The organism is Paraburkholderia sp. EG286B (genome assembly GCF_040965655.1).
Taxonomy (GTDB): Bacteria; Pseudomonadota; Gammaproteobacteria; order Burkholderiales; family Burkholderiaceae; genus Paraburkholderia.
The window spans coordinates 189,415-214,530 of record NZ_JBFRCF010000004.1; the positions used below are offsets into that span (position 1 = coordinate 189,415).

19 protein-coding genes and 1 pseudogene are annotated in these 25,116 nt (G+C 66.3%); 14 read left to right on the plus strand and 6 right to left on the minus strand.

Annotated features, from left to right (window positions below):
- Positions 1-104: 104 nt before the first annotated feature.
- From AB4Y42_RS09755 to AB4Y42_RS09770, 4 genes are all read left to right on the plus strand, one after another.
- Complete coding sequence (locus tag AB4Y42_RS09755; RefSeq protein ID WP_368694065.1) at positions 105-1,622, plus strand: DegQ family serine endoprotease; 1,518 nt, start codon at positions 105-107, stop codon at positions 1,620-1,622.
- Positions 1,623-1,817: 195 nt separating this feature from the next.
- Entirely contained in the window at positions 1,818-2,324 is a 507-nt protein-coding gene (locus AB4Y42_RS09760) for a carboxypeptidase regulatory-like domain-containing protein (RefSeq protein ID WP_368687600.1), read from the plus strand.
- A 321-nt stretch (positions 2,325-2,645) separates the two neighbouring features.
- On the plus strand, positions 2,646-3,011 hold the full coding sequence (locus AB4Y42_RS09765) for a DUF427 domain-containing protein (protein ID WP_368687601.1): 366 nt from the start codon (positions 2,646-2,648) through the stop codon (positions 3,009-3,011).
- A 32-nt stretch (positions 3,012-3,043) separates the two neighbouring features.
- A complete protein-coding gene (locus AB4Y42_RS09770) occupies positions 3,044-3,793 on the plus strand; it encodes a CoxG family protein (RefSeq protein WP_368687602.1) in 750 nt (249 codons plus the stop codon).
- Between the two features lie 48 nt (positions 3,794-3,841).
- Here the strand turns inward: AB4Y42_RS09770 and AB4Y42_RS09775 are convergent, their stop codons facing one another.
- Positions 3,842-4,828 (minus strand): helix-turn-helix domain-containing protein, encoded by a 987-nt coding sequence (locus tag AB4Y42_RS09775; protein WP_368687603.1) that lies wholly within the window; start codon positions 4,826-4,828, stop codon positions 3,842-3,844.
- A gap of 138 nt (positions 4,829-4,966) precedes the next feature.
- Between AB4Y42_RS09775 and AB4Y42_RS09780 the strand changes: the two genes are divergently transcribed.
- Positions 4,967-5,608, plus strand: coding sequence for a cysteine hydrolase family protein (locus AB4Y42_RS09780; RefSeq protein ID WP_368694066.1), 642 nt, complete (start codon positions 4,967-4,969; stop codon positions 5,606-5,608).
- Between the two features lie 68 nt (positions 5,609-5,676).
- Here AB4Y42_RS09780 and AB4Y42_RS09785 read toward each other — a convergent pair whose 3' ends face one another.
- Entirely contained in the window at positions 5,677-6,330 is a 654-nt protein-coding gene (locus AB4Y42_RS09785) for a TetR family transcriptional regulator (protein ID WP_368687605.1), read from the minus strand.
- Positions 6,331-6,764: 434 nt separating this feature from the next.
- On the opposite strand from AB4Y42_RS09785, the gene AB4Y42_RS09790 reads away from it, so the two are divergent.
- Genes AB4Y42_RS09790 through AB4Y42_RS09800 form a run of 3 tightly spaced genes read left to right on the plus strand, consistent with a single transcriptional unit; the run spans position 6,765 to position 12,870 of the window.
- Positions 6,765-8,027 (plus strand): efflux RND transporter periplasmic adaptor subunit, encoded by a 1,263-nt coding sequence (locus AB4Y42_RS09790; protein ID WP_368687606.1) that lies wholly within the window; start codon positions 6,765-6,767, stop codon positions 8,025-8,027.
- Positions 8,028-8,042: 15 nt separating this feature from the next.
- Positions 8,043-11,318 (plus strand): efflux RND transporter permease subunit, encoded by a 3,276-nt coding sequence (locus AB4Y42_RS09795; protein WP_368694067.1) that lies wholly within the window; start codon positions 8,043-8,045, stop codon positions 11,316-11,318.
- Position 11,319: 1 nt separating this feature from the next.
- Entirely contained in the window at positions 11,320-12,870 is a 1,551-nt protein-coding gene (locus tag AB4Y42_RS09800) for an efflux transporter outer membrane subunit (protein WP_368694068.1), read from the plus strand.
- Positions 12,871-13,101: 231 nt separating this feature from the next.
- On the opposite strand, the gene AB4Y42_RS09805 is transcribed toward AB4Y42_RS09800, so the two are convergent.
- A complete protein-coding gene (locus AB4Y42_RS09805; protein ID WP_368687609.1) occupies positions 13,102-14,556 on the minus strand; it encodes a nucleobase:cation symporter-2 family protein in 1,455 nt (484 codons plus the stop codon).
- 597 nt (positions 14,557-15,153) lie between these two features.
- Between AB4Y42_RS09805 and AB4Y42_RS09810 the strand changes: the two genes are divergently transcribed.
- Both AB4Y42_RS09810 and AB4Y42_RS09815 read left to right on the plus strand, forming a co-directional pair.
- Positions 15,154-16,632, plus strand: coding sequence for a xylulokinase (locus AB4Y42_RS09810; RefSeq protein ID WP_368694069.1), 1,479 nt, complete (start codon positions 15,154-15,156; stop codon positions 16,630-16,632).
- Between the two features lie 40 nt (positions 16,633-16,672).
- Positions 16,673-17,779 carry an S-(hydroxymethyl)glutathione dehydrogenase/class III alcohol dehydrogenase gene (locus AB4Y42_RS09815; RefSeq protein ID WP_368694070.1) on the plus strand — a complete coding sequence of 369 codons (1,107 nt, stop codon included), beginning with the start codon at positions 16,673-16,675 and terminating at the stop codon, positions 17,777-17,779.
- A 71-nt stretch (positions 17,780-17,850) separates the two neighbouring features.
- Here AB4Y42_RS09815 and AB4Y42_RS09820 read toward each other — a convergent pair whose 3' ends face one another.
- The 3 genes from AB4Y42_RS09820 to AB4Y42_RS09830 are packed head-to-tail and all read right to left on the minus strand — an operon-like array spanning position 17,851 to position 20,605.
- The gene (locus tag AB4Y42_RS09820) at positions 17,851-18,633 is read right to left on the minus strand and encodes a metal ABC transporter permease (protein ID WP_028205927.1); all 783 of its coding nucleotides are present in this window, start codon (positions 18,631-18,633) and stop codon (positions 17,851-17,853) included.
- Positions 18,626-19,597 carry an ABC transporter ATP-binding protein gene (locus tag AB4Y42_RS09825; protein ID WP_368687612.1) on the minus strand — a complete coding sequence of 324 codons (972 nt, stop codon included), beginning with the start codon at positions 19,595-19,597 and terminating at the stop codon, positions 18,626-18,628. Before AB4Y42_RS09825 ends, AB4Y42_RS09820 begins: the two co-directional genes overlap by 8 nt.
- A 24-nt stretch (positions 19,598-19,621) precedes the next feature.
- On the minus strand, positions 19,622-20,605 hold the full coding sequence (locus tag AB4Y42_RS09830; protein WP_368694071.1) for a metal ABC transporter solute-binding protein: 984 nt from the start codon (positions 20,603-20,605) through the stop codon (positions 19,622-19,624).
- Positions 20,606-20,931: 326 nt separating this feature from the next.
- On the opposite strand from AB4Y42_RS09830, the gene AB4Y42_RS09835 reads away from it, so the two are divergent.
- The 4 genes and pseudogenes from AB4Y42_RS09835 to AB4Y42_RS09850 all read left to right on the plus strand — a co-directional run bounded on the left by AB4Y42_RS09835 (position 20,932) and on the right by AB4Y42_RS09850 (position 25,110).
- Positions 20,932-21,735, plus strand: coding sequence for an L-iditol 2-dehydrogenase (locus tag AB4Y42_RS09835; RefSeq protein WP_368694072.1), 804 nt, complete (start codon positions 20,932-20,934; stop codon positions 21,733-21,735).
- Positions 21,736-21,819: 84 nt separating this feature from the next.
- On the plus strand, positions 21,820-23,154 hold the full coding sequence (locus tag AB4Y42_RS09840) for a sugar ABC transporter substrate-binding protein (RefSeq protein ID WP_342921163.1): 1,335 nt from the start codon (positions 21,820-21,822) through the stop codon (positions 23,152-23,154).
- A gap of 232 nt (positions 23,155-23,386) precedes the next feature.
- Positions 23,387-24,244: pseudogene (locus AB4Y42_RS09845) on the plus strand (carbohydrate ABC transporter permease); the annotation flags it as partial.
- On the plus strand, positions 24,241-25,110 hold the full coding sequence (locus tag AB4Y42_RS09850) for a carbohydrate ABC transporter permease (protein ID WP_254317055.1): 870 nt from the start codon (positions 24,241-24,243) through the stop codon (positions 25,108-25,110). The pseudogene AB4Y42_RS09845 and the gene AB4Y42_RS09850, both read left to right, overlap by 4 nt.
- Positions 25,111-25,116 lie beyond the last annotated feature (6 nt).

Here is a 25,116-nt window from a genome sequence, read left to right on the forward strand (position 1 = left end):
GCGTTTGCGCGATTGTTGCGATTTCCGCGTACTTAAGACTCCTTTAAGCGACACGGCTTACTCTTCGGTACGTCGTGATGAGTACCCCGCGCAAGGAGTCCGCAATGAATACAAAAGTTCTTTCCCGCAGTGCCGTGGCAGCCGCCGTGGTCGTCGCATTGTCGGCGGGCTACGTAGCAGGGCACCGTGATCTGCCTGCTCCGCAGGTCATCTCGCAGGCCCAGGCCGCGGCGATGATGCCGGCCGAAGCCGCAGCCAAGACTGGCATTCCCGACTTCTCGGGTCTCGTGGAAACCTACGGGCCCGCGGTGGTCAACATCAGCGCCAAGCACGTCGTGAAGCAGACGGCGCTGCGCAGCGGCGGCAGCGGCAGCGGCAGCGGTTCGCAACAACTGCCGATCGATCCGAGCGATCCGTTCTACCAGTTCTTCAAGCACTTCTATGGCGGCGCGCCCGGCATGGGCGGCGGCGACAATGGTCCGCAGGCCGACCAGCCGAGTGCGAGCCTCGGCTCGGGCTTCATCGTCAGCCCGGACGGCTACATTCTCACGAACGCGCACGTCGTGGACGGCGCCAACGTCGTGACGGTGAAGCTCACCGACAAGCGCGAATACAAGGCGAAGGTCGTGGGCGCGGACAAGCAGTCGGACGTCGCCGTGCTCAAGATCGACGCAAGGGACCTGCCGACCGTGAAGATCGGCGACCCGCGCCAGAGCAAGGTTGGCCAGTGGGTGGTGGCGATCGGCTCGCCGTACGGCTTCGACAACACGGTGACCTCCGGCATCATCAGCGCGAAGTCGCGCTCGCTGCCGGACGAAAACTACACGCCGTTCATCCAGACCGACGTGCCGGTCAACCCCGGCAATTCGGGCGGCCCGCTGTTTAATCTGCAGGGCGAAGTAATCGGCATCAACTCGATGATCTATTCGCAGACGGGCGGCTTCCAGGGCCTTTCGTTCGCAATCCCGATCAATGAGGCGATCAAGGTCAAGGACGAACTCGTCAAGACCGGTCACGTGAGCCGTGGGCGTCTCGGCGTCGCGGTGCAGTCGATGAACCAGACGCTCGCCAACTCGTTCGGCATGGACAAGCCGCGCGGCGCGCTGGTTAGCTCGGTGGACGCGAGCGGTCCGGCCGCGAAGGCGGGCCTGAAGCCCGGCGACGTGATCCTGTCCGTGAACGGCCAGGCCGTGGACGACTCGTCCGCTCTGCCTTCGCTCATCGCCGGCATGAAGCCGGGCACGAAGGCCGATGTTCAGGTGTGGCGTGACAAGAGCACGAAGGACCTCACCGCAACCATCGGCACGCTGGGCGACGCGAAGGTGGCTTCGAACGAGGCACCGCAGGCGCAGATGCAAGGGCGCCTCGGCGTCGCCGTGCGCCCGCTCACGCCGGAAGAGAAGAGCAGCGGCTCGCTCGATCACGGTCTGCTCGTTCAGCAGTCGGGTGGTGCAGCCGAAAACGCGGGTGTCCAGCCCGGCGACGTGATTCTCGCCGTGAATGGCCGCCCGGTGACGAGCGCCGATCAGCTCAAGCAAATGGTTTCCAAGGCTGGCAACAGCATTGCGCTCCTGATCCAGCGAGACGACGCACAGATTTTCGTGCCTGTCGATCTCGGCTGATCCCTGCTGTCGCGAGTCCGGCTCCGTGCGCCGGATTCGCGGCGAGAGCAGGTTTCATTACGTTGTACCCGCGCTGCCGCCGTTGGCCTCTGGCCCCGGCGGCAGCGGTTTTTTGGGGCGCACAAACCTTCGACGCGCTGATCGGGCATGCCCCTTGCGGGAGCATTACATCGGACAACCTGAAAGGAGCGATCGATGAAGCGTTTCCACAACTCGCGCCCCGTTCATGCCACCGCTTACGCGACGGTTCTCGCGGCCACGCTTGCGCTCGGCTACGCGGGAGGCGCGGCGGCGCAGCAGGCCGATGCCTCGGGCACGGTCGGCGGCTCGACCACCGACAACACGAGCGCCGGCAACACCAACGGCGGCGGCATGCCCCAGGTTCAGCAGCAGGGCGACGTGTCGTTCGTCTCCGGCGGCGTGGGTCTCGACGAATCCAGGGCGCTGCTCGGCGCGGAGCGCGACTGGCCACTGGCGTTGCGCTTTACCCAGCGCAGCGGCGAGTACGTGGCGGACGTGCGCGTGCAGATCACCGACTCGCACGGCGCGAGCGTGCTCGATACGACTTCCCGCGGGCCGTACATGCTCGTCAAGGTGCGTCCGGGCCGCTACAACGTGCATGTGAGCCATGCGGGCGTCGACAAGACGAGCGCCGTGACGGTGGGCTCGAACGGCAGCGCGCGGGCGGCGTTCATCTGGTAAGCCGCCTGGCCGGGCCCCGCCGCGTTTGCGCACTGCCGCACGCGCGCCGCGCATAAGATTCACGCAGCCAGGACGAGTTTGGCCGATAATGAGGCCGAGGGGAGGCCGCGATCGCTCAGGCGTTTCGCGAGCAGGTTCGCGTGTTGCCGTCGGTCGCCGTCGCTTGCGTGACCGGCGCGGCAACAGGCGGCTGGCGAGCGGCCATCCCGTGGCATTGCACGGCACGCGCCTTCGTGGCGGCGGGCCACGCGAACCGGTGCGGCCTGCCGCCCGGCGAGGGCAGGGCGCCGCGGGCGCCGCCTACCAACAGGGGAGCCGAACATGGCGGTCGAACCGGATGCGGACCATCGCATCGAACTCGTCGCGAACCGTCACCGCGTGCGCGTGATTCATGGCGGCATCACCATTGCCGATACGCTGCACGCCGTCACCCTTTGTGAAACCGGCTACCCCGACGTCTTCTACTTTCCGCGCGCCGACGTGAACATGGCGCGACTCGAACGCTCCGGACAGATCTCGCATTGCCCGTTCAAGGGGGAGGCGACGTATTTCCATTTGCGTACCGAAGACGGGCGCGTCGACGACGCGGCCTGGAGCTACGAAGCGCCGCTCGATGACGCAAGCGGCATCAAGGGGTATCTGGCCTTCTACGCGACTCGCGTGGACCGGATCGACCAGACCTCCTGAAATGGCCCGGTAGCTTGCATAGGGGAGCCGCCATGGAACTGAACGATGCGTTGAGAATTCCGCTCGAACCGGCCGCCGTCTGGGCGGCGCTGCAGGACGTGGCGCTCGTGCGCGCGAGCATGGAGCATTGCGAGTCGTTCAGGCGGCTCGGCCCCGGCGAATACGCGATCACGCTCACGGTGCCGCTCGGGCCGCTGCGCGCACGCTACGAAGTGCGCGCCCACATTGCCAGTGACACGGCGCAGGTGCCGCTCACGCCCCGGCGCGTGCTGAGCTTTCGCGCCCGCGCCGACGGCATCGGCTCGCTGCGCGGCCAGATCGACGTCGCGCTGCGCCCCGAAGAGCGCGCCACGACGCGGGAGCCGGGTACGGGCAAGGATGTGAGCACGCGAATCGACTACTCGGTGTGGGCCACGCTCACGGGACCGCTTTCCGAACTGCCGCCGCGCCAGATCGAGAACGCGCTGCACGAGCTCGCCGACGACTTCTTCACGGAGTTCTGCGCCGTAGTTGCGGTCAAGCACGGCCAGGCGCCGAACCGCGTGGCGGGCGAGCAGCCGCGCCGGCAGCACGTGTTCCTGCGGCCGATCAACCTCGCCGGTCTGGCCCGCCGCGCGCATATCCTGCCGCAGCACCATGCGGGCGGCACGCTTTCGGGCCGCGCGGCAAGCACGCTGAATCACGAACCGCCGCCGCATGCCATGCCGTATTGGGCGTGGGCCGCGATGATCTTTTTCGTCGCGTTGCTGCTCTATGCGGCCCGCTGGTTTACCGCGACCTGAAATAGGCGGCGGGCGGCGCGCCGCCCGCCGGACCGCGCAAAGAAACGTTCACGCGCCCCGAAACTCCCGCCGCCACGCCGACGGCGAAATCCTGAACGCCTCCACGAAATGCTGACGCAGCGACGCCGCCGAGCCGAAGCCCGCGCGCTGGGCGATCGCGTCGATCGGCTGATCGGTGCTTTCGAGCAGTTGCTGCGCGCGGGCGAGGCGCTCGCCGAGCAGCCACGCGCTCACCGTCGTTCCCGTCGTCGAACGGAACTGGCGCGTGAAGGTGCGCCGGCTCATCAGGGCGCGCTGCGCGAGCGAGTCGAGCGTGTGGGGCGCGTCGAGGTGGGCGCGAATCCAGTCGAGCAGACCCGGCAGACGCTCGCCGCGCCCGGCTGCCGCGAGCGGCTGCTGGACGTACTGGGCCTGGTTGCCCTGGCGATGCGGCGGCACGACGAGCCTCCGCGCCACGTAGTTCGCGGCGCCCGAGCCGCACAGGCGCCGCATGAGATGCAGGCAGCAGTCGAGTCCCGCCGCCGTGCCCGCCGAGGTCAGCAGGTCGCCGTCGTCGATGTAGAGCACGCCGGGGTCGAAGCGCACGGCCGGAAAGCGCTGCGCGAAGTCGTCGGCGGCGGCCCAGTGCGTGGTGCCCGGGCGGTCGTCGAGCAGGCCCGCGTGCGCGAGCACGTAGGCGCCGAGACAGAGCCCGACGAGGATCGCGCCGCTCGCGTGCGCGTCGCGCAACGCGTCGCAAAGCGCGGCGGGCGGCGCCTCGTGGGTGTCGCGCCAGCTCGGCACGACGATCACGTCCGCGTCGCGCAGCCCCTCGAGGCCGTGTGGCGCGCCGATCGTGAAGCCGGCCGTGGTCGTGAGCGCGCCGGGCTCCGCCGCGCAGACGGCGAGTTCGAACGGCGGCACGCCGCCTTCGCTGCGGTCTTCGCCGAACACGACGCAAGGCACCGAGAGATGGAACGGGCTGATGCGGTCGAACGCGATCACGGCGACGCGCAAGGGGGCCGGTGAAGGAGCCTGACGGATAGCAGTGGCCATGACGAGTCCGAAGAGGAATGGCCCGATTCTAGCGAAAGTTGTCATCCGGGCCACTGTCGCGTGGGCGCACGCAGCGCCACAATCCCGCCATCGACTGCGCGTCTTCGGACCGGTCGGTTTCACTCAACCCCAGGAGGCATGGCCATGTCCGCAAATCCGCGCCGGGCGCTCGTCGTCATCGACGTGCAGAACGAATATGTCAGCGGCGATCTGCCGATCGAATATCCCCCCATCGAGACGTCGCTCGCCAATATCGGCCGCGCGATCGACGCCGCGCGCGCCGCCGGCGTGCCGGTCGTGGTGGTGCAGAACGTCGCCCCGGCGGATTCGCCGCTCTTCGCACGCGGCAGTGTGGGCGCCGAGCTGCATCCGGTCGTGGCCTCGCGCGAGCGCGATCACTACGTCGAAAAAGCGCTGCCTAGCGCCTTCGCGGGCACCGATCTCAAGGCCTGGCTGGCCGGGCGCGGCATCGACACGCTCACGGTGGTGGGCTACATGACGCACAACTGCGATGCGTCGACGGTGTTCGAGGCGACCCACGCGGGTCTTGCCGTGGAGTTTCTGGCCGATGCGACCGGTGCGGTGCCGTATGCAAACGAGGCGGGAACGGCGAGCGCCGAGGAGATCCACCGCGCGTTCAGCGTGGTGATGCACACGCGCTTCGCGGCGGTCGTGAGCACGGATGCCTGGCTTGCCGCCGTCGAAAAAGGTATGCCGCTCGCGCGCGACAACATCTACGCGTCGAATCAGCGGGCCCGCGCGAACCGCGTGCCGGCCTGAGCGCTCAAGAAAAAGGCGGCCTCGTCAGCGGGCCGCCTCGGTCGATCCGGGAACTGCGCGCGCAGGGCTCAGGCGTCCGGCTCGGCCGCCCCGATGCGCAGTGACGGGCTGAAGCGCAGCGCGTCGAGCATGGCGTCGACGTGCAGTTCGGCGTTGCTCGCCACGTCGAACACGTCCGGCAGGATCGCCATATCGCGCAGCGCGCCGCCGATGAACGAATGGAGCACGCGCGAAGCGCGCTTCGGGTCGAGGTCGGCGGGCAGCTGACCCTTCGACATCGCATTGCGCAAACCCTGCTCGATGCTGGCCAGCCCCTCGCGCATATCGGTCTGATGGCGCGCCATCACGGGGCCCATTTCCTCGACGAACTCGCACTTGAGGAACAGGATCTCGAACACGCGGCGGCGGCGCACGTCGGTGGCCGTATTGCGCAGACACAGAATACATAGATCGCGCATGCGCCCGAGCGGGTCGGGCTCGCCGGGATCGGTCGATGCCACCTTCAGCTCGTCGAGCGGCAGCACCACGCGGTCGAACATGGCCGTGAACAGGTCGCCCTTGTTCTCGAAATGCCAGTAGATCGCGCCGCGCGTCACGCCCGCAGTCTGGGCGATGTCGGCCAGCGAAGTGCGCGACACGCCCTTTTCGTAAAAGACGTGTTCGGCGGCGTCGAGGATCCGGTTGCGCGTCTCCAGCGCTTCCTCTTTCGTTCGGCGGACCATTTTGTAAAGTCAGTGCGTTGCAGTGGGTTAGGGGAATAAATGTATTTGGGGTGCGAACCGTAATGTATTGATTTGTAATATGGAGGTGATGCGAGGATCGCTCCTGAAGTACCACTCAACGGTTACGTAACGTCCTTTTACATTCGTTCGCGAATGTATCTATAATAGCACCCCACCACTTGGGTGCCTCAAGTGGTGATGTCCGGTTAATATCCGTCCTTGGCCAAGTGGTCGTAGAAACCCCAATGCGCGACGCCTCTCGCGGCGGCGCGCGGCAGTATCGCCCGGACGGATATGCAGACCGGAACGCACCTTTCTAGAAGAAGTACCGGGTTTATCCGTCAGGTATTTGCCAGATGCTGGCGTGCGTGGTCGTCCTCCTCGTTGCAGGACGCCGCACGCTTTTATTGTCAGTTATAGACAGAGGTCGCTCCATGCGCGTCGAACGGGTTCCATTCCGCCTAATCAGTGTCGCGACGGCTGCCATCGTGCTCGCAGCCTGCGGGCAAAAGCAGTCGGCGCCGCCGCCGCAAACCCCCGAAGTGGGTATCGTCACCCTCCAGCCGACCGCCGTGCCGGTCGTCTCCGAGCTGCCCGGCCGTACCAGTGCCTACCTCGTCGCGCAAGTGCGCGCACGGGTGGACGGCATCGTGCTGCGCCGCGAATTCACCGAAGGCGCGCTCGTCAAGGCGGGCCAGCGGCTCTACAAGATCGACCCGGCGCCGTACATCGCCGCGCTCAACAACGCCAAGGCCACGCTCGCCAAGGCGCAGGCCAACCTCGTCACGCAGAACGCGCTGGTTGCGCGCTACAGGGTGCTCGTGCAGGCCAACGCGGTGAGCAAGCAGGACTACGACAACGCCGTTGCCGCCCAAGGCCAGGCCGCAGCCGACGTCGCCGCCGGCAAGGCCGCCATCGACACGGCGCAGATCAACCTCGGCTATACCGACGTCACTTCGCCTGTCTCGGGCCAGGTCGGTATCTCGCAGGTCACGCCGGGCGCCTACGTGCAGGCGAGCGCGGCCACCTTGATGTCGACGGTGCAGCAGCTCGATCCGATGTACGTGGACGTCACGCAGTCGAGCCTCGACGGCCTGAAGCTGCGCCGCGAAATCCAGGAAGGACGCCTGAAGACCAACGGCCCGAACGCCGCCAAGGTTTCGCTCGTCCTCGAAGACGGCCGCACCTATTCGGAAAAGGGCAAGCTCCAGTTCTCCGACGTCACCGTTGACCAGACCACGGGCTCGGTCACGGTTCGCGCGATCTTCCCGAACCCCGACCGCGTGCTGCTGCCGGGCATGTTCGTGCGCGCGCGCATCGAAGAAGGCATCAACAACAACGCGTTCCTCGTCCCGCAGGTCGGCGTGCAGCACGACCAGAAGGGCCAGGCATCGGTGTACGTCGTCAACCAGGACAACAAGGTCGTGCCGACGCCGATCACCACGGCGGGCACGCAGGGCCAGGCCTGGGTCGTCCAGAGCGGTCTGAACGCCGGCGACCGCGTGATCGTCCAGGGCACCGACAAGGTCAAGCCGGGATTGCAGGTCAAGCCGGTTGCCGCGCAGCTGCCGCCGCCGCCGCCGCAGGGCGCGCCTTCGGCCGACATGGCAACGGCTTCGGGCTATGCGAACGCCGCCAGCGCCGCATCGGGGCCGAAGGCTGCCTCGGCTGCACCTGCCGCCTCCGCAGCGCAATAACGGGGAGCCTGCTTCATGGCAAAGTTCTTTATTGATCGCCCAATCTTTGCATGGGTGATCGCCATCATCCTGATGCTGGCGGGCGTGGCTTCGGTGTTCACGCTGCCGGTCGCGCAGTATCCGACCATCGCGCCGCCTTCCATCCAGATCAGCGCGAACTATCCGGGCGCGTCGGCCAAGACGGTGGAAAACACGGTCACGCAGGTGATCGAGCAGCAGATGAGCGGTCTCGACCACCTGCTGTACATCTCGTCGACTTCCGATGACTCGGGCACGGCCACGATTACGCTGACCTTCGCGGCGGGCACCAACCCCGACATCGCGCAGGTGCAGGTGCAGAACAAGCTGCAGCTCGCCACGCCGATTCTGCCGCAGGTGGTGCAGCAACTCGGTATCAGCGTCACGAAATCGAGCAGCAGCTTCCTGCTGGTGCTCGCGTTCGTGTCCGAAGACGGCAGCATGACCAAGTACGACCTCGCGAACTACGTCGCGTCGAACGTGAAAGACCCGATCAGCCGTATCGACGGCGTGGGTACGGTCACGCTGTTCGGCTCGCAGTACGCGATGCGTGTCTGGCTCGATCCAAACAAGCTCACGAACTTCCAGCTTACGCCATCTGATGTGACAGCGGCGATCACCGCGCAGAACGTGCAGATCGCGGGCGGCCAGCTGGGCGGCACGCCGGCGGTGGCAGGGCAGTCGTTCCAGGCGACCATCACCGAAGCGACGCTGCTGCAGACGCCGGCACAGTTTGGCGACATCCTGCTGAAGGTGAACCAGGACGGCTCGCAGGTGCGTCTGAAGGACGTGGCGCGCATCACGCTGGGCGGCGAAAACTATAACTTCGACACGAAGTACAACGGTGCGCCGACCGCCGGCCTCGGCATTCAGCTCGCGACGGGCGCCAACGCGCTGCAGACCGCGAAGCTCGTGCGCCAGAAGATCGACGACCTCTCGAAGTACTTCCCGCACGGTCTCGTCGTGAAGTACCCGTACGACACCACGCCGTTCGTGCGCCTGTCGATCGAGGAAGTGATCAAGACGCTGCTGGAAGGCATCGTGCTCGTGTTCCTCGTGATGTATCTGTTCCTGCAGAACCTGCGCGCGACGTTGATTCCGACGATCGCGGTGCCGGTGGTGCTGCTGGGCACGTTCGCGATCATGGCGATGGTGGGCTTCTCCATCAATACGCTGTCCATGTTCGGTCTCGTGCTCGCCATCGGCCTGCTGGTGGACGACGCGATCGTGGTCGTGGAGAACGTCGAGCGGGTGATGGTGGAAGAGGGCTTAGGGCCGAAGGAAGCCACGCGCAAGGCCATGGGCCAGATCACCGGCGCACTGGTGGGCGTGGCGCTCGTGCTCTCCGCGGTGTTCGTGCCGGTGGCGTTCTCGGGCGGCTCGGTCGGCGCCATCTACCGGCAGTTCTCGCTCACGATCGTGGCGGCGATGGTGCTGTCCGTGCTCGTCGCGCTGATTCTCACGCCGGCGCTGTGCGCGACCATCCTCAAGCCGATTCCGAAGGGCCACCACGAAGAGAAGAAGGGCTTCTTCGGCTGGTTCAACCGTACGTTCGAGACGAGCCGCGACAAGTACCACAGCGGCGTGCACCACGTGATCAAGCGCTCGGGCCGCTGGCTCATCATCTACCTCGCGGTGATCGTCGCGGTCGGCCTGCTGTTCGTGCGCCTGCCGAAGTCGTTCCTGCCCGATGAAGACCAGGGCACGATGTTCGTGATCGTGCAGACGCCTTCGGGCTCGACGCAGGAAACCACGGCGCGCACGCTCGCGAACATCCAGGACTGGCTGCTCAAGGACGAAGGCAGCATCGTCGAATCGACCTTCACCGTGAACGGCTTCAGCTTCGCGGGCCGCGGCCAGAACTCGGGTCTCGTGTTCGTGCGTCTGAAGGACTACAAGGTACGTCAGCACGCGGACCAGAAGGTCCAGGCGCTGGTGCGCCGCATGTACGGTCACTTCGCGAACTACAAGGACGCGATGATCTTCCCGGTGAATCCGCCTTCGATTCCTGAACTCGGCACCGCGTCGGGCTTCGACTTCGAACTGCAGGATCGCGGCGGCGTCGGCCACGAAAAGCTGATGGAAGCGCGCAACATGCTGCTCGGCATGGCCGCGAAGGACCCGTCGCTTGCGCTCGTGCGCCCGAACGGCCTGAACGACACGCCGCAGTTCAAGGTGGATATCGACCGCGAGAAGGCCAATGCGCTCGGCGTGACGTCGGCGGCGGTCGACCAGACGTTCTCGATCGCGTGGGCATCGGCGTACGTGAACAACTTCCTCGACACCGACGGCCGTATCAAGAAGGTGTACGCGATGGCCGACGCGCCGTTCCGCATGAATCCGGAAGACCTCGGTCTCTGGTACGTGCGCAACAGCTCGGGCGGGATGGTGCCGTTCACCTCGTTCGCGAGCGGCCACTGGACGTACGGTTCGCCGAAGCTCGAGCGTTACAACGGTATTTCGGCGATGGAAATCCAGGGTCAGGCGAGCCAGGGCAAGTCGACCGGCCAGGCCATGACGGCCATGGAGCAGATCGCGGCGAAGCTGCCCGCGGGTATCGGCTACGAATGGACGGGCCTGTCGTACCAGGAGCGTCAGTCGGGCTCGCAGGCGCCGATCCTGTACGGCATCTCGATCCTCGTCGTGTTCCTGTGTCTCGCGGCGCTGTATGAAAGCTGGTCGATTCCGTTCGCGGTCATCATGGTGGTGCCGCTCGGCGTGCTCGGCGCGCTGCTGGCGGTGACCTTGCGCGGCCTCGAGAACGACGTGTTCTTCCAGGTGGGTCTGTTGACCACTGTGGGTCTGTCGGCGAAGAACGCGATTCTGATCGTGGAGTTCGCGCGCGACCTGCAGGCCGAAGGAAAGATGGGACCGATCGAGGCGGCGCTCGAAGCTTCGCGACTGCGTCTGCGGCCGATTCTCATGACGTCGATGGCGTTCATTCTCGGCGTGCTGCCGCTCGCGATCAGTAACGGCGCGGGTTCGGCTTCGCAGCACGCGATCGGCACGGGCGTGATCGGCGGGATGATCACGGCCACGTTCCTCGCGATCTTCATGATCCCGATGTTCTTCGTGGTGATTCGCGCGAAGTTCGCCGGCGAGAAGGAAGACGCGGACGTCGCGCTGCAGCACTACGAAGAGCACCACGCGCACGACCATGACCAGGACAATGGCGCGAATGGTGGCGGCGCCGGCGGTCAGGGTGGCAGGGGTGGCAACGACCGTGGTGGCGAAGGTGGCAACGGCGACGGCCCGGGCAAGGAAGGACATTGAGATGCATAAACTATCCGTAATTGCAACGGCCGCCGCAGCGGTGGCCGCCGCGCTCCTCGCGGGTTGCACGATGGAGCCTTGGTACCACCGGCCCGAAGCGCCGGTGTCGCAGAGCTTCCCGCAGGGCGGCGTGTACGCTACGCAGCCCATTGCTGCGGGCGCGAATGGTCAGAACGGCCAGGCAGCCCCGAGCGCCAATGGCGCCGTGGCGACCGACATCGGCTGGCGCGAATTCTTCGTCGATCCGCGCCTGCAGCAGCTCGTCGACATCGCGCTGAAGAACAACCGCGACTTGCGCGTGTCGGTGCTCAACGTCGAGGCGGCGCGCGCGCAGTATCAGATCACGCGCGCCGAGCTGTTCCCGGCGATCAACGGTGTGGCTTCGGACACGCGCACGCGCGTGCCGAGGAACTTTCAGACCACGGTGAATAATCCGTACAGCGTCTACAACGTGGGCGTGCAAGCGTCGTGGGAAATCGACTTCTGGGGGCGCATCCGCAGCCTGAAGGACCAGGCGTTGGCGCAGTACCTCTCCACGGCGTATGCGCGCAAGTCGGCCGAGATCACGCTGGTTTCGGAAGTCGCGGATCAGTACCTGACGATGCTCTCCGACGACGACCTGCTCAAGGTCACGCAGGAAACGCTCAAGACGGCGCAGGACTCGTACAACATCGCGAAGGCGCAGTTCGATACGGGCACCGGCACCGAACTCGATTTGCGTCAGGCGCAGACCGTGGTCGAGAACGCGCAGGCCAACATGCAGGCGCAACTGCGCGCTCGTGCCCAGGCCGAAAACGCGCTCGTGCTGCTGATTGGCGAGCCGCTGCCGGCGGATCTGCCGCAAGGTCTGCCGCTCGACGGCCAGGCGCTGCTCAACGACATTCCTGCAGGCCTGCCTTCGGATCTGCTCACGCGTCGTCCGGACATCATGCAGGCCGAAGAGACGCTGCTCGCGGCAAACGCCAACATCGGCGCGGCGCGTGCGGCGTTCTTCCCGAAGATCTCGCTCACGGCGGCGTTCGGCACCGAAAGCCTGTCGCTCGGTGGGCTCTTCAAGGCCGGCACGGCGGCGTGGAGCTTCGTGCCGCAGATCACGCTGCCGATCTTCGAGGGCGGTTCGAATATCGCGAACCTGCAACTCGCGAATGTCGAGAAGCGCATCGAGATCGCCAACTACGAGAAGTCGATCCAGTCGGCGTTCCGCGAAGTGGCCGATGGTCTGGCTGCACGCGGCACCTACGACGAGCAGATCGCCGCGCTCGAGCGCAGCACCTTTGCGAACCAGCGCTCGCTCACGCTTTCGGAACTGCGCTACAAGAACGGCGTGGACAGCTACCTGCCGGTGCTGGCGGCGCAGACCAGTCTGTACACGGCGCAAACGTCGCTCGTCACGGCGCGTCTGGCGCGCCTGACCAACCTCGTCGATCTGTATCGCGCGTTGGGCGGCGGCTGGATCGCGCATGCGGGCGAGACGCCGCGCGAGCCCGATGCGCCGGCCGATTACGGCGCGGCCAGCGCGCCGGCGGCGGCTTCGGCGGCTACGGCGGGGTAACGCGCTTCGGTTTCGGAACCGGAAGCCAGAACGCCACGGGAGACCGTGGCGTTTTTTTTGCGCGTGGGCGTGCGCAACGCAAGGACGAAAAAAAAGCGCCATGGTTTCCCATGGCGCCGAACCAGCAAAAGACCCCGCCCGCCTGTGTATGGATGGGCACCTGCGAGCGGGGCACCTCTCGCGTCAACTCAATACGTTCAAACCCGCTTCGATCAGTACAGCGAGATCGACTCAGTGCGCGGCCGAGCGCGGCATTTCGTGGCCCGTATCCGGCGCCTGCTCCGTGTCGAGACGGCCTTCGAGATCGTGTCCGGCGCGGCGGATGGCGCGCTCGGCGGCTTTCTCGCTCTTCGCACCGTTGAAGATCAGGTTCAGCACCACCGCCGAAACCGAGGCGAGCAGGATGCCGCTATGGAGCAGCGGCGAAAGCGCGGGCGGCAGCTTGGCGAAGAAGTGCGGCGACACCACCGGCACGAGGCCGAAACCCACGCTCACGGCCACGATGAAGAGGTTGTGCTGGTTCTTCACGAAGTCCACGCGCGAGAGCACCTTGATGCCGTTCGCCGCCACCATGCCGAACATCACGATGCCCGCGCCGCCCAGCACGAAGGCGGGCACGGAGGCGACCATCTGCGCCATCTTCGGAAAGAGGCCGAGCAGCACGAGAATAACGCCGCCCATCGCGCACACATAGCGGCTCTTCACGCCCGTCACGCCGATGAGGCCCACGTTCTGCGAGAACGACGTATGCGGGAACGAGTTGAAGATGCCGCCGATCATCGTGCCGAGACCGTCCACGCGCAAGCCGCGCACGAGTGTGGCCTGATCGACGGGGCGCTCGACCATGTCGCCCACGGCGAGGAACATGCCCGTCGATTCGATGAAGGTCACGAACATCACGATCACCATCGTCGCGATCGGCAGGATGTGGAACTTCGGCATGCCGAAGTGGAACGGCATGACGATGCCGACCCACGGCGCGGTGGCCATGCCTTCGAGATTCACGCGGCCGAGCGCGAGCGCGATGGCGAAGCCCGCGACGATACCGAGCAGCACCGAGATATTGGCGATGAAGCCGCGCCCGAACTTGTTGATGAGCAGGATCAGCATCAGCACGAGCAGCGAGAGGCCGAGGTAGATGGGGTTCCCATAGTCGGGGTTGCCCACGCCGCCCGCGGCCCAGTTGATACCCACTTCCATCAGCGAGAGGCCGATCACCGCGATCACGGTGCCCACCACGACCGGCGGGAAGAAGCGCAGCAGCTTGCCGATCATCGGCGCGATCACGATGCCGATCGCGCCCGCCGCGATGGTCGAGCCGAAGATGTCGAGCAGGCCGAGCGAGGGATTGGTACCGATGGCGATCATCGGGCCCACCGAGGCGAACGTGCAGCCCATGATCACCGGCAGGCGGATGCCGAAGATCCACAGGCCGAGCGTCTGGATCAGCGTGGCGATGCCGCAGGCGAACAGGTCGGCGCTGATGAGAAAGGCGATCTGGTCCTTCGGCAGCCCGATCGCGCCGCCGACGATGAGCGGCACGGCCACCGCGCCTGCGTACATCACGAGCACGTGCTGGATGCCGAGTGTCAGCAACTGGCTAAACGGCAGGCGCTCGTCGCAGGGGTGGACCTGCTTCTGGCCAGACCGCTGGGCGGCCTGGTCCTCAATGCCCTTGGCTTGCATGTCGTCTGTCTCCGTCTCTTGGTTTAAGGATATGGCCTCCAAGGTATGCGGTAAGAAAATAGGCAACAAGACCACTGGAGACTATTCCGTGCTTTCCGGCGACGATATGCGCGCGTCGGTATGGGCCGCCGACATAAGGGTGGGATCGGCGTGCGGCGGCCGTGCGCGGCCGCGTCGTGGCGGCTTCACCAGGCGCCGTTTTGGACCGCGCGCGTGGCGGCGCAAGGCGGGAAGCTCCCTGTTTGCGGCGGTTGAGCGCGTGCGCGCGGTGGGCACCGCGGCGCGGGCGTGGCGGAACGGCGCCATGACGGAGCGTGTGAGGGTGCGTCGAGCGCAGGGCGGCGATGCCCAGCGGGTCATGTCACATATGGCCGCGCCGTTATGATCTCTATTTCGAATGCGCAATGTGAGCCATTTTGCATCGCGCGCGCACTCACCGGGTTAACCCGCGAAAGAGCGTTTTTCGCGTCGAAATCGGCTGTGTTGCACGCGGGTTCGCGGCAGGTTTGAAGGCCCCGCTTAACGCGCATTTGGCACCGCGCATCTCGCCGTTATGATGGCTTTTCCCGTTCTCACCCACCTCGCACATCGTTCCTCATGAGCCCATCGCAGACGCGTTTCCTCGGCATCGACCTCGGCACTGGTTCACTCAAGCTCGGCATCATCGATGGCGATGGCGTCGAGCGCGCCGCCGCGAGCGTGGCCTACGCGCTCGAAACGCCGCAGCCCGGCTGGGCCGAGATCGCCGTGGATCGCTGGTGGGACGCGCTCGTCACGGCCTGCGCGCGGCTGCCCGAGAGCGAGCGCGCCGCGGTGCGGGCGATTGGCTTTTCCGGACAGATGCACGGCGTCGTGCTCACCGACGAAGCGGGCCGCGCGTTGCGCCCCGCGATGCTCTGGCCCGACACGCGCGCGCATGCGCTGCTCGATGCCTGGCCCGACGACGCCGAACACGCGCAGCCCAACCCCGTTGCGCCCGGCATGGCGGGGCCGCTGCTGCGCTGGGTCCTGCAGCATGAGCCGCAAGTCGCGCAAGCCGCGCGCTGGGCGCTGCAGCCGAAGGACTGGCTGCGTGTCGCGCTGGGTGGCGCAGTCAAAGCCGATCCCTCGGACGCGTGCGCGACGGCGCTCGCCGCGCCCGATGGCGCGTGGGACTTCGCGCTGATCGAGCGGCTGAGATTACCGGCGCGGTGGTTCGCGCCGCTGGCCGCGTCGCATGAAGCGAGCGGCGCGCTGAGCGCGCAAGCGGCGCAGGCGCTCGGGCTGCCCGCCGGCATCGTGCTCGCGACGGGCGCGGGCGACACGCCTTGCGCCGCGTTCGGCAGCGGCCTCGCCGACGAAGGCGACGCGCTCCTCACGACCGGCACGGGCGGCCAGATCGTCGTGACCGCGCGCAGCGAGCCGCCCGCGCGGCGCGGGCTGCATCGCTACCGCTCGGCGACGGGCGGCTGGTACTCCATGGCGGCCATGCAGAACGTGGGCGTGGCGCTGGAGGCGGCGCGCGGCTGGCTGGCCTACGACTGGGCTTCGGCTTATGCGGACGCGTTCGCCGTGCCGCCATCGGCGACGCTCGCGTTCCTGCCTTACCTGAGCGGCGAGCGCTCGCCGTGGCTCGACCCGGCGGCGCGCGGCGGCTGGCTCGGCGCAACGCTCGGCGACTCGCGCGGCACGCTCATGCGCGCGGCGTTCGAAGGCGTCGCGTTCGCGTTGCGCGCGGGCCTCGACGCCGTGCGCAGCACCCATGAAGCCGCCGATGGAGGCACGCGGGATGCGCGCAGTGTGCCGACGCTCAAGCTCGCGGGCGGCGGCTCCGTGGACGCGCGCTGGCGGCAATTGCTCGCCGACACGCTCGACGCGGACCTCTACGCGATCGACTGCCCGAACGCAGCGGCGCGCGGCGCCGCGATGCTGGGCGGCCTCGCCTGCGGGCACTGGCGCATGAGCGACCTCGCGGCGCTTGCGCCGGCCGCGGCGCAGGTGGCGTCGCCGCGCGAGGACGCCGCGCTCGCGCAGCGCTATGCGCGCTTCATCGATCTGTATGGCCGCGTGCGAACCTGGTTTGCACCGGCACCGTGATGAGGCGTATCGACATCACCGAGACACAGGAGCAGCGAAGATGAAGACGAAAGCCGCCGTCGCATGGAAAGCCGGGATCCCGCTGACGATCGAGGAAGTGGATCTGGAAGGTCCGCGCGCCGGCGAGGTGCTCATCGAGGTGAAGGCGACGGGCATCTGCCATACCGATTACTACACGCTCTCGGGCGCGGACCCCGAAGGGATCTTTCCGGCGATCCTCGGTCATGAAGGCGCGGGCATCGTGGTCGATGTCGGTGCGGGCGTGGATACGGTGAGGAAAGGCGATCACGTGATTCCGCTTTACACGCCGGAATGCCGCCAGTGCAAATTCTGTCTCTCGCGTAAAACGAACCTGTGTCAGGCCATTCGCGCGACGCAAGGCAAGGGCCTCATGCCCGACGCCACCTCGCGCTTCTCGCTGGGCGGCAAGCCGCTCTATCACTACATGGGCACGTCGACGTTCTCGAACTACATCGTCGTGCCGGAAATCGCCGTGGCGAAAATCCGTGAAGACGCGCCGTTCGACAAGGTCTGCTATATCGGCTGCGGCGTGACGACGGGCGTGGGCGCCGTGGTGTACTCGGCGAAAATGGAAGCGGGTGCGAACGTGGCGGTGTTCGGCCTCGGCGGCATCGGCCTGAACGTGATTCAGGGCGCGAAGATGGTGGGCGCCGACAAGATCATCGGCGTGGATATCAATCCGAAGCGCGTCGAACTCGCAAAGCAGTTCGGCATGACGCATTTCGTCAATCCGAACGACGTCGAGAACATCGTCGATTACATCGTGCAACTGACCGATGGCGGCGCCGACTATTCGTTCGAATGCATCGGCAACACGAAGGTGATGCGCGAGGCGCTCGAATGCACGCACAAGGGCTGGGGCCAGTCGTTCATCATCGGCGTGGCGGGAGCGGGCGAGGAGATCAGCACGCGCCCGTTTCAGCTCGTCACGGGCCGCCAATGGAAAGGCTCGGCGTTCGGCGGCGCGCGCGGGCGCACCGACGTGCCGAAGATCGTCGACTGGTACATGGAAGGCAAGATCAACATCGACGATCTGATCACGCACACGCTCGCGCTCGACCAGATCAACCACGGCTTCGACCTCATGAAAAAGGGCGAGTCGATCCGCTCGGTCGTGCTCTACTGAGCGAGGCGTAACAGCAAAAAAGGCGTTGCCACCGCGAGGGGCAACGCCTTTTTCATGGCGGGTACAGCGTGCTAGCGACGCCCGATCAGACTCGCGCCGTAGACGAGTGCGGCGAGCGCCGTGATCCAGAAGCTGGTGGGCCAGTCGGTGTAGAACGCGAGCGTCACGCCGAGCCAGGCCTGCACGAGCGCGAGCAGCGCGGCGAGCACGAGTCCGGTGGACAGACGCGTGGTGAGATTCTGCGCGGCGGCGGCCGGACCGACCATCAGCGTGAAGACGAGCAGCACGCCGACGATCTGCGTGCACGCGGCCACCGCGAGCGCTGCGATGGCGAGGAACAGCATCGAGACCGCGCGCAGCGACACGCCCTTCGCTTCGGCGAGTTCGGGCTGCAGCGAGGCGAACAGCAGCGGCCGCATGATGGCGGCCAGCGCCGCGAGGCTCGCCACGGCGAGGGCGGCCAGCACGCCGAGCGTCTCGCGGTTCACGCCGAGCACGTTGCCGAACAGCAGCGCCGTGACCTGCGTGGCATACGACGTGAAGAAGTGCAGAAACAAGAGGCCGAAGCCGAGCGCCAGCGAAAGGATCACGCCGATCGCGACATCGCGGCCCGCGAGCTTTTCGCCGAGCGCGCCCATCGAAACGCCGGCGGCGAGCGTGAAGCCCACCATGCCCCACATCGGCGAGACGCCTAGCAGTACGGCGCCCGTCGCGCCCGTGAAACCCACGTGCGAGAGCGCGTGGCCCGCGAAGGTCTGACCGCGCATCACGAGGAAATAGCCCACCACGCCCGCGAGCACCGCGACGATGCCCGACGCCGCGAAGGCGTTCACCATGAAATCGTATTCAAGCATCGTGCGTGTGGCCGTGGGTGTTGTCGTTGTTGTTGCCGTGGGCGTGACTGTGTCCGTGCGCGTGGCCGTGGCCGCCATGGTCGTGGCCATGATCGTGCTCATGCTCGTGGTCGTGCTTTTCGACTTCCACGTCGCCCGACATCACGAAGATGCGGCCCTTCATGCGCATCACTTCGATCGGCGAGCCGTAGAGGCGCGAGAGCACGGGCGCGGTGATGACTTCATCGACGCTGCCGAGCGCGGCCACGCCGTTGCCGAGATAGAGCACGCGGTCGAGCGCGTTGAGGAGCGGGTTGAGTTCGTGCGCGGAGAACAGCACCGCGATGCCGAGCTCGCGCTGCACGCGGCGCACGAGTTCGACCACGCCGCGCTGGTGGTTGGGGTCGAGGCTGATGAGCGGCTCGTCGAGCAGCAGCAGCTTCGGGTCGCCGAGCAGGCATTGCGCGAGCAGCAGGCGCTGGCGCTCGCCGCCCGACAGCTCCGAAAGCGGACGGTCCGCGAGCGCGGTCGCCCCCACGAGGTCGAGCACGCGCGCCACGTCGGCGCGGGTGGCGGCGTCGGCGCGCGGCAGGCCCCAGCGGTGGCCGTCGGCGGCCATCGCCACGAAGTCGCGGCCGCGCACGCGGCGGCTCGCGAGCGCCGTGCGCGTTTGCGGCATGTAGCCGATTTTCGCGTTGCCGCGCGCGACCGGCTCGCCCAGCACGCGGATCGCGCCGTGCGAGGCCGGCACGAGGCCGAGAATCGCCCGCATGAGCGTGGTCTTGCCCGCGCCGTTCGGCCCGAGCACGCCGATGAATTCGCCCTGGTTCACCGCGAAGTTCGCGTCGCGCAGGATCGTGCGTTCGCCGAGCGTCAGCGTCACGCCCGCCAGCGTGAGCACAGGCGTGGGCGCGCGGTGGGCGCCGTTGTGCTGTGCGTGGTGCGATGAAGCGATATCGGTGGGCGAAGAGCCGGCCCCGGTCATGACGTCTGTCCTTGCTGAATACGGTTAGTGTTGCCCTGCTGTTCCCGCTGCCAGCGCCTTGTCGAGCGAGTCGAGCTGCGCGAGCATCCATTGCTGGAAGTTCACGCCGGCCGGCTCGGTCTCGGTCACGCTCACGGACGGCACCTTCGACTGCTTCGCCAGCGCCAGCATGCGCCGCGTGAGCGCTTCGGTCGCCTGGCTGTTATAGATCAGCACGCGCACGCGGCGCTCGCGCAGGTCGCGCTCGAACGCGGCGATGTCCGAGGCGCTCGCCTCGGTGTCGTTCATCGTCGCAAGCTGGAAACGCAGGTTGCGCATGTCGAGGCCGATCGCATCCGACATATAGCCGAACACCGGCTCCGTGGCCGTGACGGGCTGCCCCTGGTAGCGCGCGCGCAGCGCCGCGACCTTGGCGTCGACCGGTTGCAGCGAGGCGAGGAACGTTGCCAGGTTGGCATCGTACACGCTCTTGTGCGCGGGGTCCGCTGCGCCGAGCGCGGCGCTCACCGCGCGCGCCACGGCGGGCATGGTCTTCGGGTCGTACCAGAGGTGCGGATTGTCGCCCGCTTTCTTGCCGACGAGGTCCGCCGCGACGATCGTCGTGCGGTTGGCGCCGTTCTTGCCGGCGCCCGTGGCGCCGAGCAGCTTGGTCATCCACGGGTCGTAATCGGCGCCGTTGTACACCACCACGCGCGCATTCTGGAGCGCGCGGGCGGTCTTCGGGCTGGCCTCGAAGAGGTGCGGGTCCTGGTCGGGGTTGCTCAGGATGCTCGTCACGTCCACGTAATTGCCGCCGATCTGCTTGACGACGTCGCCGTAGAAGTTCTCCGCCGCAACGACGGGAATCGTGGCGCTGCCGGCCTGCGCCGCCAGGGCCGCGTTCGCGCCGCCGATCGCGCCGACCAGCGCGAGAGCGAGCCCGCCCGCGAGGCGCGCGAGCGTGACGCGACGGCGCGCGCCGGTTGTGGCAGCCCGGGGCGTGCAGTTGGCACGGCTGAACGTGATCATGGTTCTATCCTTGTCTATAGGGAGCCTGAAAGCGGACGCGGGCGCGTCGGCGTCGCGAAGGCGAGATGATATAACGTATCACTTCGATTGGCGAGTCAGCTCGCCATCCGGTCAGGGGGCCGGATCTGCAGGCCGCAGCCCGTCGAGGCTTGCGCGTCGCACCATCGAAATCTCGGCCAATCGCGTTTGTTCGCCTTGACAGTCTCCGACTCGTATCCGATCATTCGATCAACGACAGAGCAAATGCTCACATGTCGGGCGATCGCTCAGCGGCTCCTCGGGAGTGCCTGCCGCGCGCCCCGCACGAACGAAATTGGAGACAACCTGTGGCACACACCGCGACCCCAGCGGCCGAACGTTTGCAGGACAAGGTAGCCGTGCTGACTGGCGCGGCGAGCGGCATTGGCGAGGCGGTCGCGCAGCGTTATCTGGACGAAGGCGCGCGCTGCGTGCTCGTCGACGTAAAGCCCGCCGGGTCCGTCGCGCCGGCGCTGGCCGCCGCGTACCCCGAGCGCGTGCTCGCGATCTCCGCCGACGTCACCCGCCGTGAGGACATCGACCGCATCGTGGCGAGCGCGGTCGAACGCTTCGGCCGCATCGACATCCTCTTCAACAACGCGGCGCTCTTCGACATGCGCCCGCTCCTCGACGAATCCTGGGACGTGTACGACCGCCTCTTCGCAGTGAACGTGAAGGGCATGTTCTTCCTCATGCAGGCCGTGGCGCGCCGCATGGTCGAGCAGGGCCAGGGCGGCAAGATCATCAACATGTCCTCGCAGGCGGGCCGCCGCGGCGAAGCGCTCGTCTCCCACTACTGCGCAACCAAGGCCGCCGTGCTGAGCTACACGCAGTCGGCGGCGCTGGCGCTCGCGCCCCATCGCATCAACGTGAACGGCATTGCGCCTGGCGTGGTGGATACGCCCATGTGGGAGCAGGTCGACGCGCTCTTCGCACGCTACGAGCATCGTCCGCCCGGCGAGAAGAAGCGCCTCGTGGGCGAGGCCGTGCCGCTCGGGCGCATGGGCCTGCCCGGGGATCTCACGGGCGCCGCGCTCTTTCTCGCTTCCACCGACGCCGATTACATCACCGCGCAGACCCTCAACGTCGACGGCGGAAACTGGATGAGTTGACCTTTCCCGCAACCCTTGCACAACGCATCACGACAGCAGCCCGGCTGCAGCAAGACATAACGCAACGAACAAGGAGACAACGTCATGAAGCCAGCAATGAAGACCGCCGCAAAGTGCATAAGTCGAGCGGTGAGTGTGGGTGCACTCGTCGCCGCGGCGAGCGCCGCGCACGCGCAGACCGTCACGATCGCCATGTTGAACAACCCGGACATGATCGAGCTGAAGAAGCTCTCGCCGGCCTTCGAAAAGGCCAATCCGGGCATCAAGCTGAACTGGGTGATTCTCGAAGAAAACGTGCTGCGCCAGCGCGCGACCACCGACATCACGACCAACAGCGGCCAGTTCGACGTGATGATGATCGGCACCTACGAGGCGCCGCAATGGGGCAAGCGCGGCTGGATCGTGCCGATGACGAACCTGCCCGCGAGCTACGACCTCGACGACGTGGTGAAGACCGCGCGCGACGGCCTCTCGTACAACGGCACGCTTTACGCGCTGCCGTTCTACGTCGAAAGCTCGATGACGTATTACCGTAAGGACCTGTTCGACAAGAAGGGCCTCAAGATGCCCGAGCAGCCGACCTATGACCAGATCAAGGACTTTGCCGACAAGCTCACCGACAAGTCCGCCGGCACCTACGGCATCTGCCTGCGCGGCAAGGCCGGCTGGGGCGAGAACATGGCGTACGTGACGACGGTCGCGAACACCTTCGGCGGCCGCTGGTTCGACGAAAAGTGGCAGGCGCAGCTCACCTCGCCCGAGTGGAAGAAGGCGGTGAACTTCTACGTCGACATGCTGAAGAAGGACGGCCCTCCGGGAGCCAGCTCGAACGGCTTCAACGAAAACCTCACGCTGATGTCGTCGGGCAAGTGCGCGATGTGGATCGACGCGACGGTGGCGGCCGGCATCCTCTACAACAAGCAGCAGTCGCAGGTGGCCGACAAGATCGGCTTCGCGGCCGCGCCGACCGAAGTCACGCCCAATGGCGCGCACTGGCTGTGGTCGTGGGCGCTGGCCGTTCCGAAGTCGTCGAAGTCGCAGGACGCCGCGAAGAAGTTCATCGAATGGGCCACGTCGAAGGAATACGTCCAGATGGTCGCGCAGGACGAGGGCTGGGCTTCGGTGCCGTCGGGTACGCGGATTTCGACCTATCAGAATCCCGAGTACAAGAAGGCCGCGCCGTTCTCCGAGTTCGTGCTGAAGGCGATCCAGACCGCCGATCCGAACCATCCGACCGCGAAGCCGGTGCCGTACACGGGTATCCAGTTCGTCGGGATTCCTGAGTTCCAGTCGTTCGGTACGGTCGTGGGTCAGAGCATTGCAGGCGCCGTGGCAGGGCAGATGAGCGTCGACCAGGCGCTCACGGCGGGTAACGCCGCAGCCAACCGCGCCGTGGCGCAAGCCGGGTATCAGAAGTAACTGCGAGACGTCAGGCTGCGCCGTTCAGGCAGCCAGTGTAGTAGCGCGAAGTGCGCGCCGGGCCACCCGGCGCGGCGCGCACCCTCGCGACAGCCGATGCCGCGCCGTGCCCCGCACAGGCGCGCAACCGAGAAGGGTGGTCCTCATGCGTCATCTCCATCTCCCCATGCCTATATTCAATCGAGCGCGCACGCCACAGAAACCGCAGCAGGTCGAATCGCGCCGCTCGGCCTCACGCTGGCTCGTGACGCCGTCCGTGGCGGTGCTGCTGCTGTGGATGACGATCCCGCTCGCGATGACGATCTGGTATTCGTTCACGCGATACAACCTGCTGAACCCCGACCTCAAGGGTTTCGCGGGCTTCGACAACTACAGGTTCCTCGCCACCGATCCCTCGTTCGTGCCGTCGATCGTGCACACCATCGAGCTGATCGTGGCGGTGCTCGTGATCACCGTGGTCGGCGGCGTGCTGATGGCGGTGCTGTTCGACCGCAAGTTCATCGGTCAGGGCGTGGCGCGCCTGTTCGCGATCGCACCGTTCTTCGTGATGCCTACGGTGAGCGCGCTGATCTGGAAGAACATGATCCTGCATCCGGTGTACGGCCTCGTGGCCATTGCGATGCGCTCGATGGGCATGACACCGATCGACTGGTTCGCCGTTTATCCGCTCACCGCGGTCATCATGATCGTGGCGTGGCAGTGGCTGCCGTTCGCGTTCCTCATTCTCTTCACGGCGATCCAGTCGCTCGACCAGGAGCAGAAGGAAGCCGCGAAGATCGACGGCGCGGGCCCGATCGCCCTGTTCTTCTATATCACGCTGCCGCACCTGCGGCGCGCGATTGCCGTCGTCGTGATGATGGAAACCATTTTCCTGCTGTCGATCTTCGCCGAGATCTACACGACCACGGGCGGCGGTCCCGGCAACGCAACCACCAACCTCACTTACCTGATCTACTCGATGGGCCTGCAGCAGTTCGACGTGGGCATCGCTTCGGCTGGCGGCATTCTCGCCGTCGTGCTGGCGAACATCGTGTCGTTCTTCCTTGTGCGCATGCTCGCGCGCAACCTCAAAGGGGAGTACGAAAAATGAGCCAGATTACCGCTACGCCCGCGCAATCGCCCGACGCGGTCAACCATTCTTCGCCCATGCAGTTCATCGGGCGCGTGCTGCCGGGGCTGCTTGCCTGGCTGATCGCGATCGCACTGTTCTTCCCGATCTTCTGGATGACGATCACGGCGTTCAAGACCGAGCAGCAGGCCTATATCCCGACGATCTTCTTCCTGCCGACGCTCGACAGCTTCCGGGAGGTGTTCGCGCGCAGCAACTACTTCGCGTTCGCGTGGAATTCGGTGATGATTTCGGCCGGCGTGACGATCGTCTGCCTGATCCTCGCCGTGCCCGCGGCCTACGCGATGGCGTTCTTCCCGAACAAGCGCACGCAGGGCATTCTGCTGTGGATGCTCTCCACCAAGATGATGCCTTCGGTGGGCGTGCTCGTGCCGATCTACCTGCTGTGGAAGAACTCGGGGCTGCTCGACACCGTGAGCGGACTGGTGATCGTCTACACGCTCATCAACTTGCCGATCGCCGTGTGGATGGCGTACACGTATTTCAACGAGATTCCCAAAGACATTCTCGAAGCCGGACGCATGGACGGCGCGGCCACCTGGCAGGAAATCGTCTATCTGCTCATGCCGATGGCCGTGCCGGGGCTCGCATCCACCGCGCTGCTGTTGATCATTCTTTCGTGGAACGAAGCGTTCTGGAGCATCAACCTCTCCAGCTCGAACGCCGCGCCGCTGACGGTGTTCATCGCGTCGTACTCGAGTCCTGAGGGGCTCTTCTGGGCGAAGCTCTCCGCGGCGTCACTGCTCGCGGTCGCGCCGGTGCTGATCGTCGGCTGGCTGTCGCAGAAGCAATTGGTGCGGGGCCTTACCTTCGGGGCAGTCAAGTAATGGCCA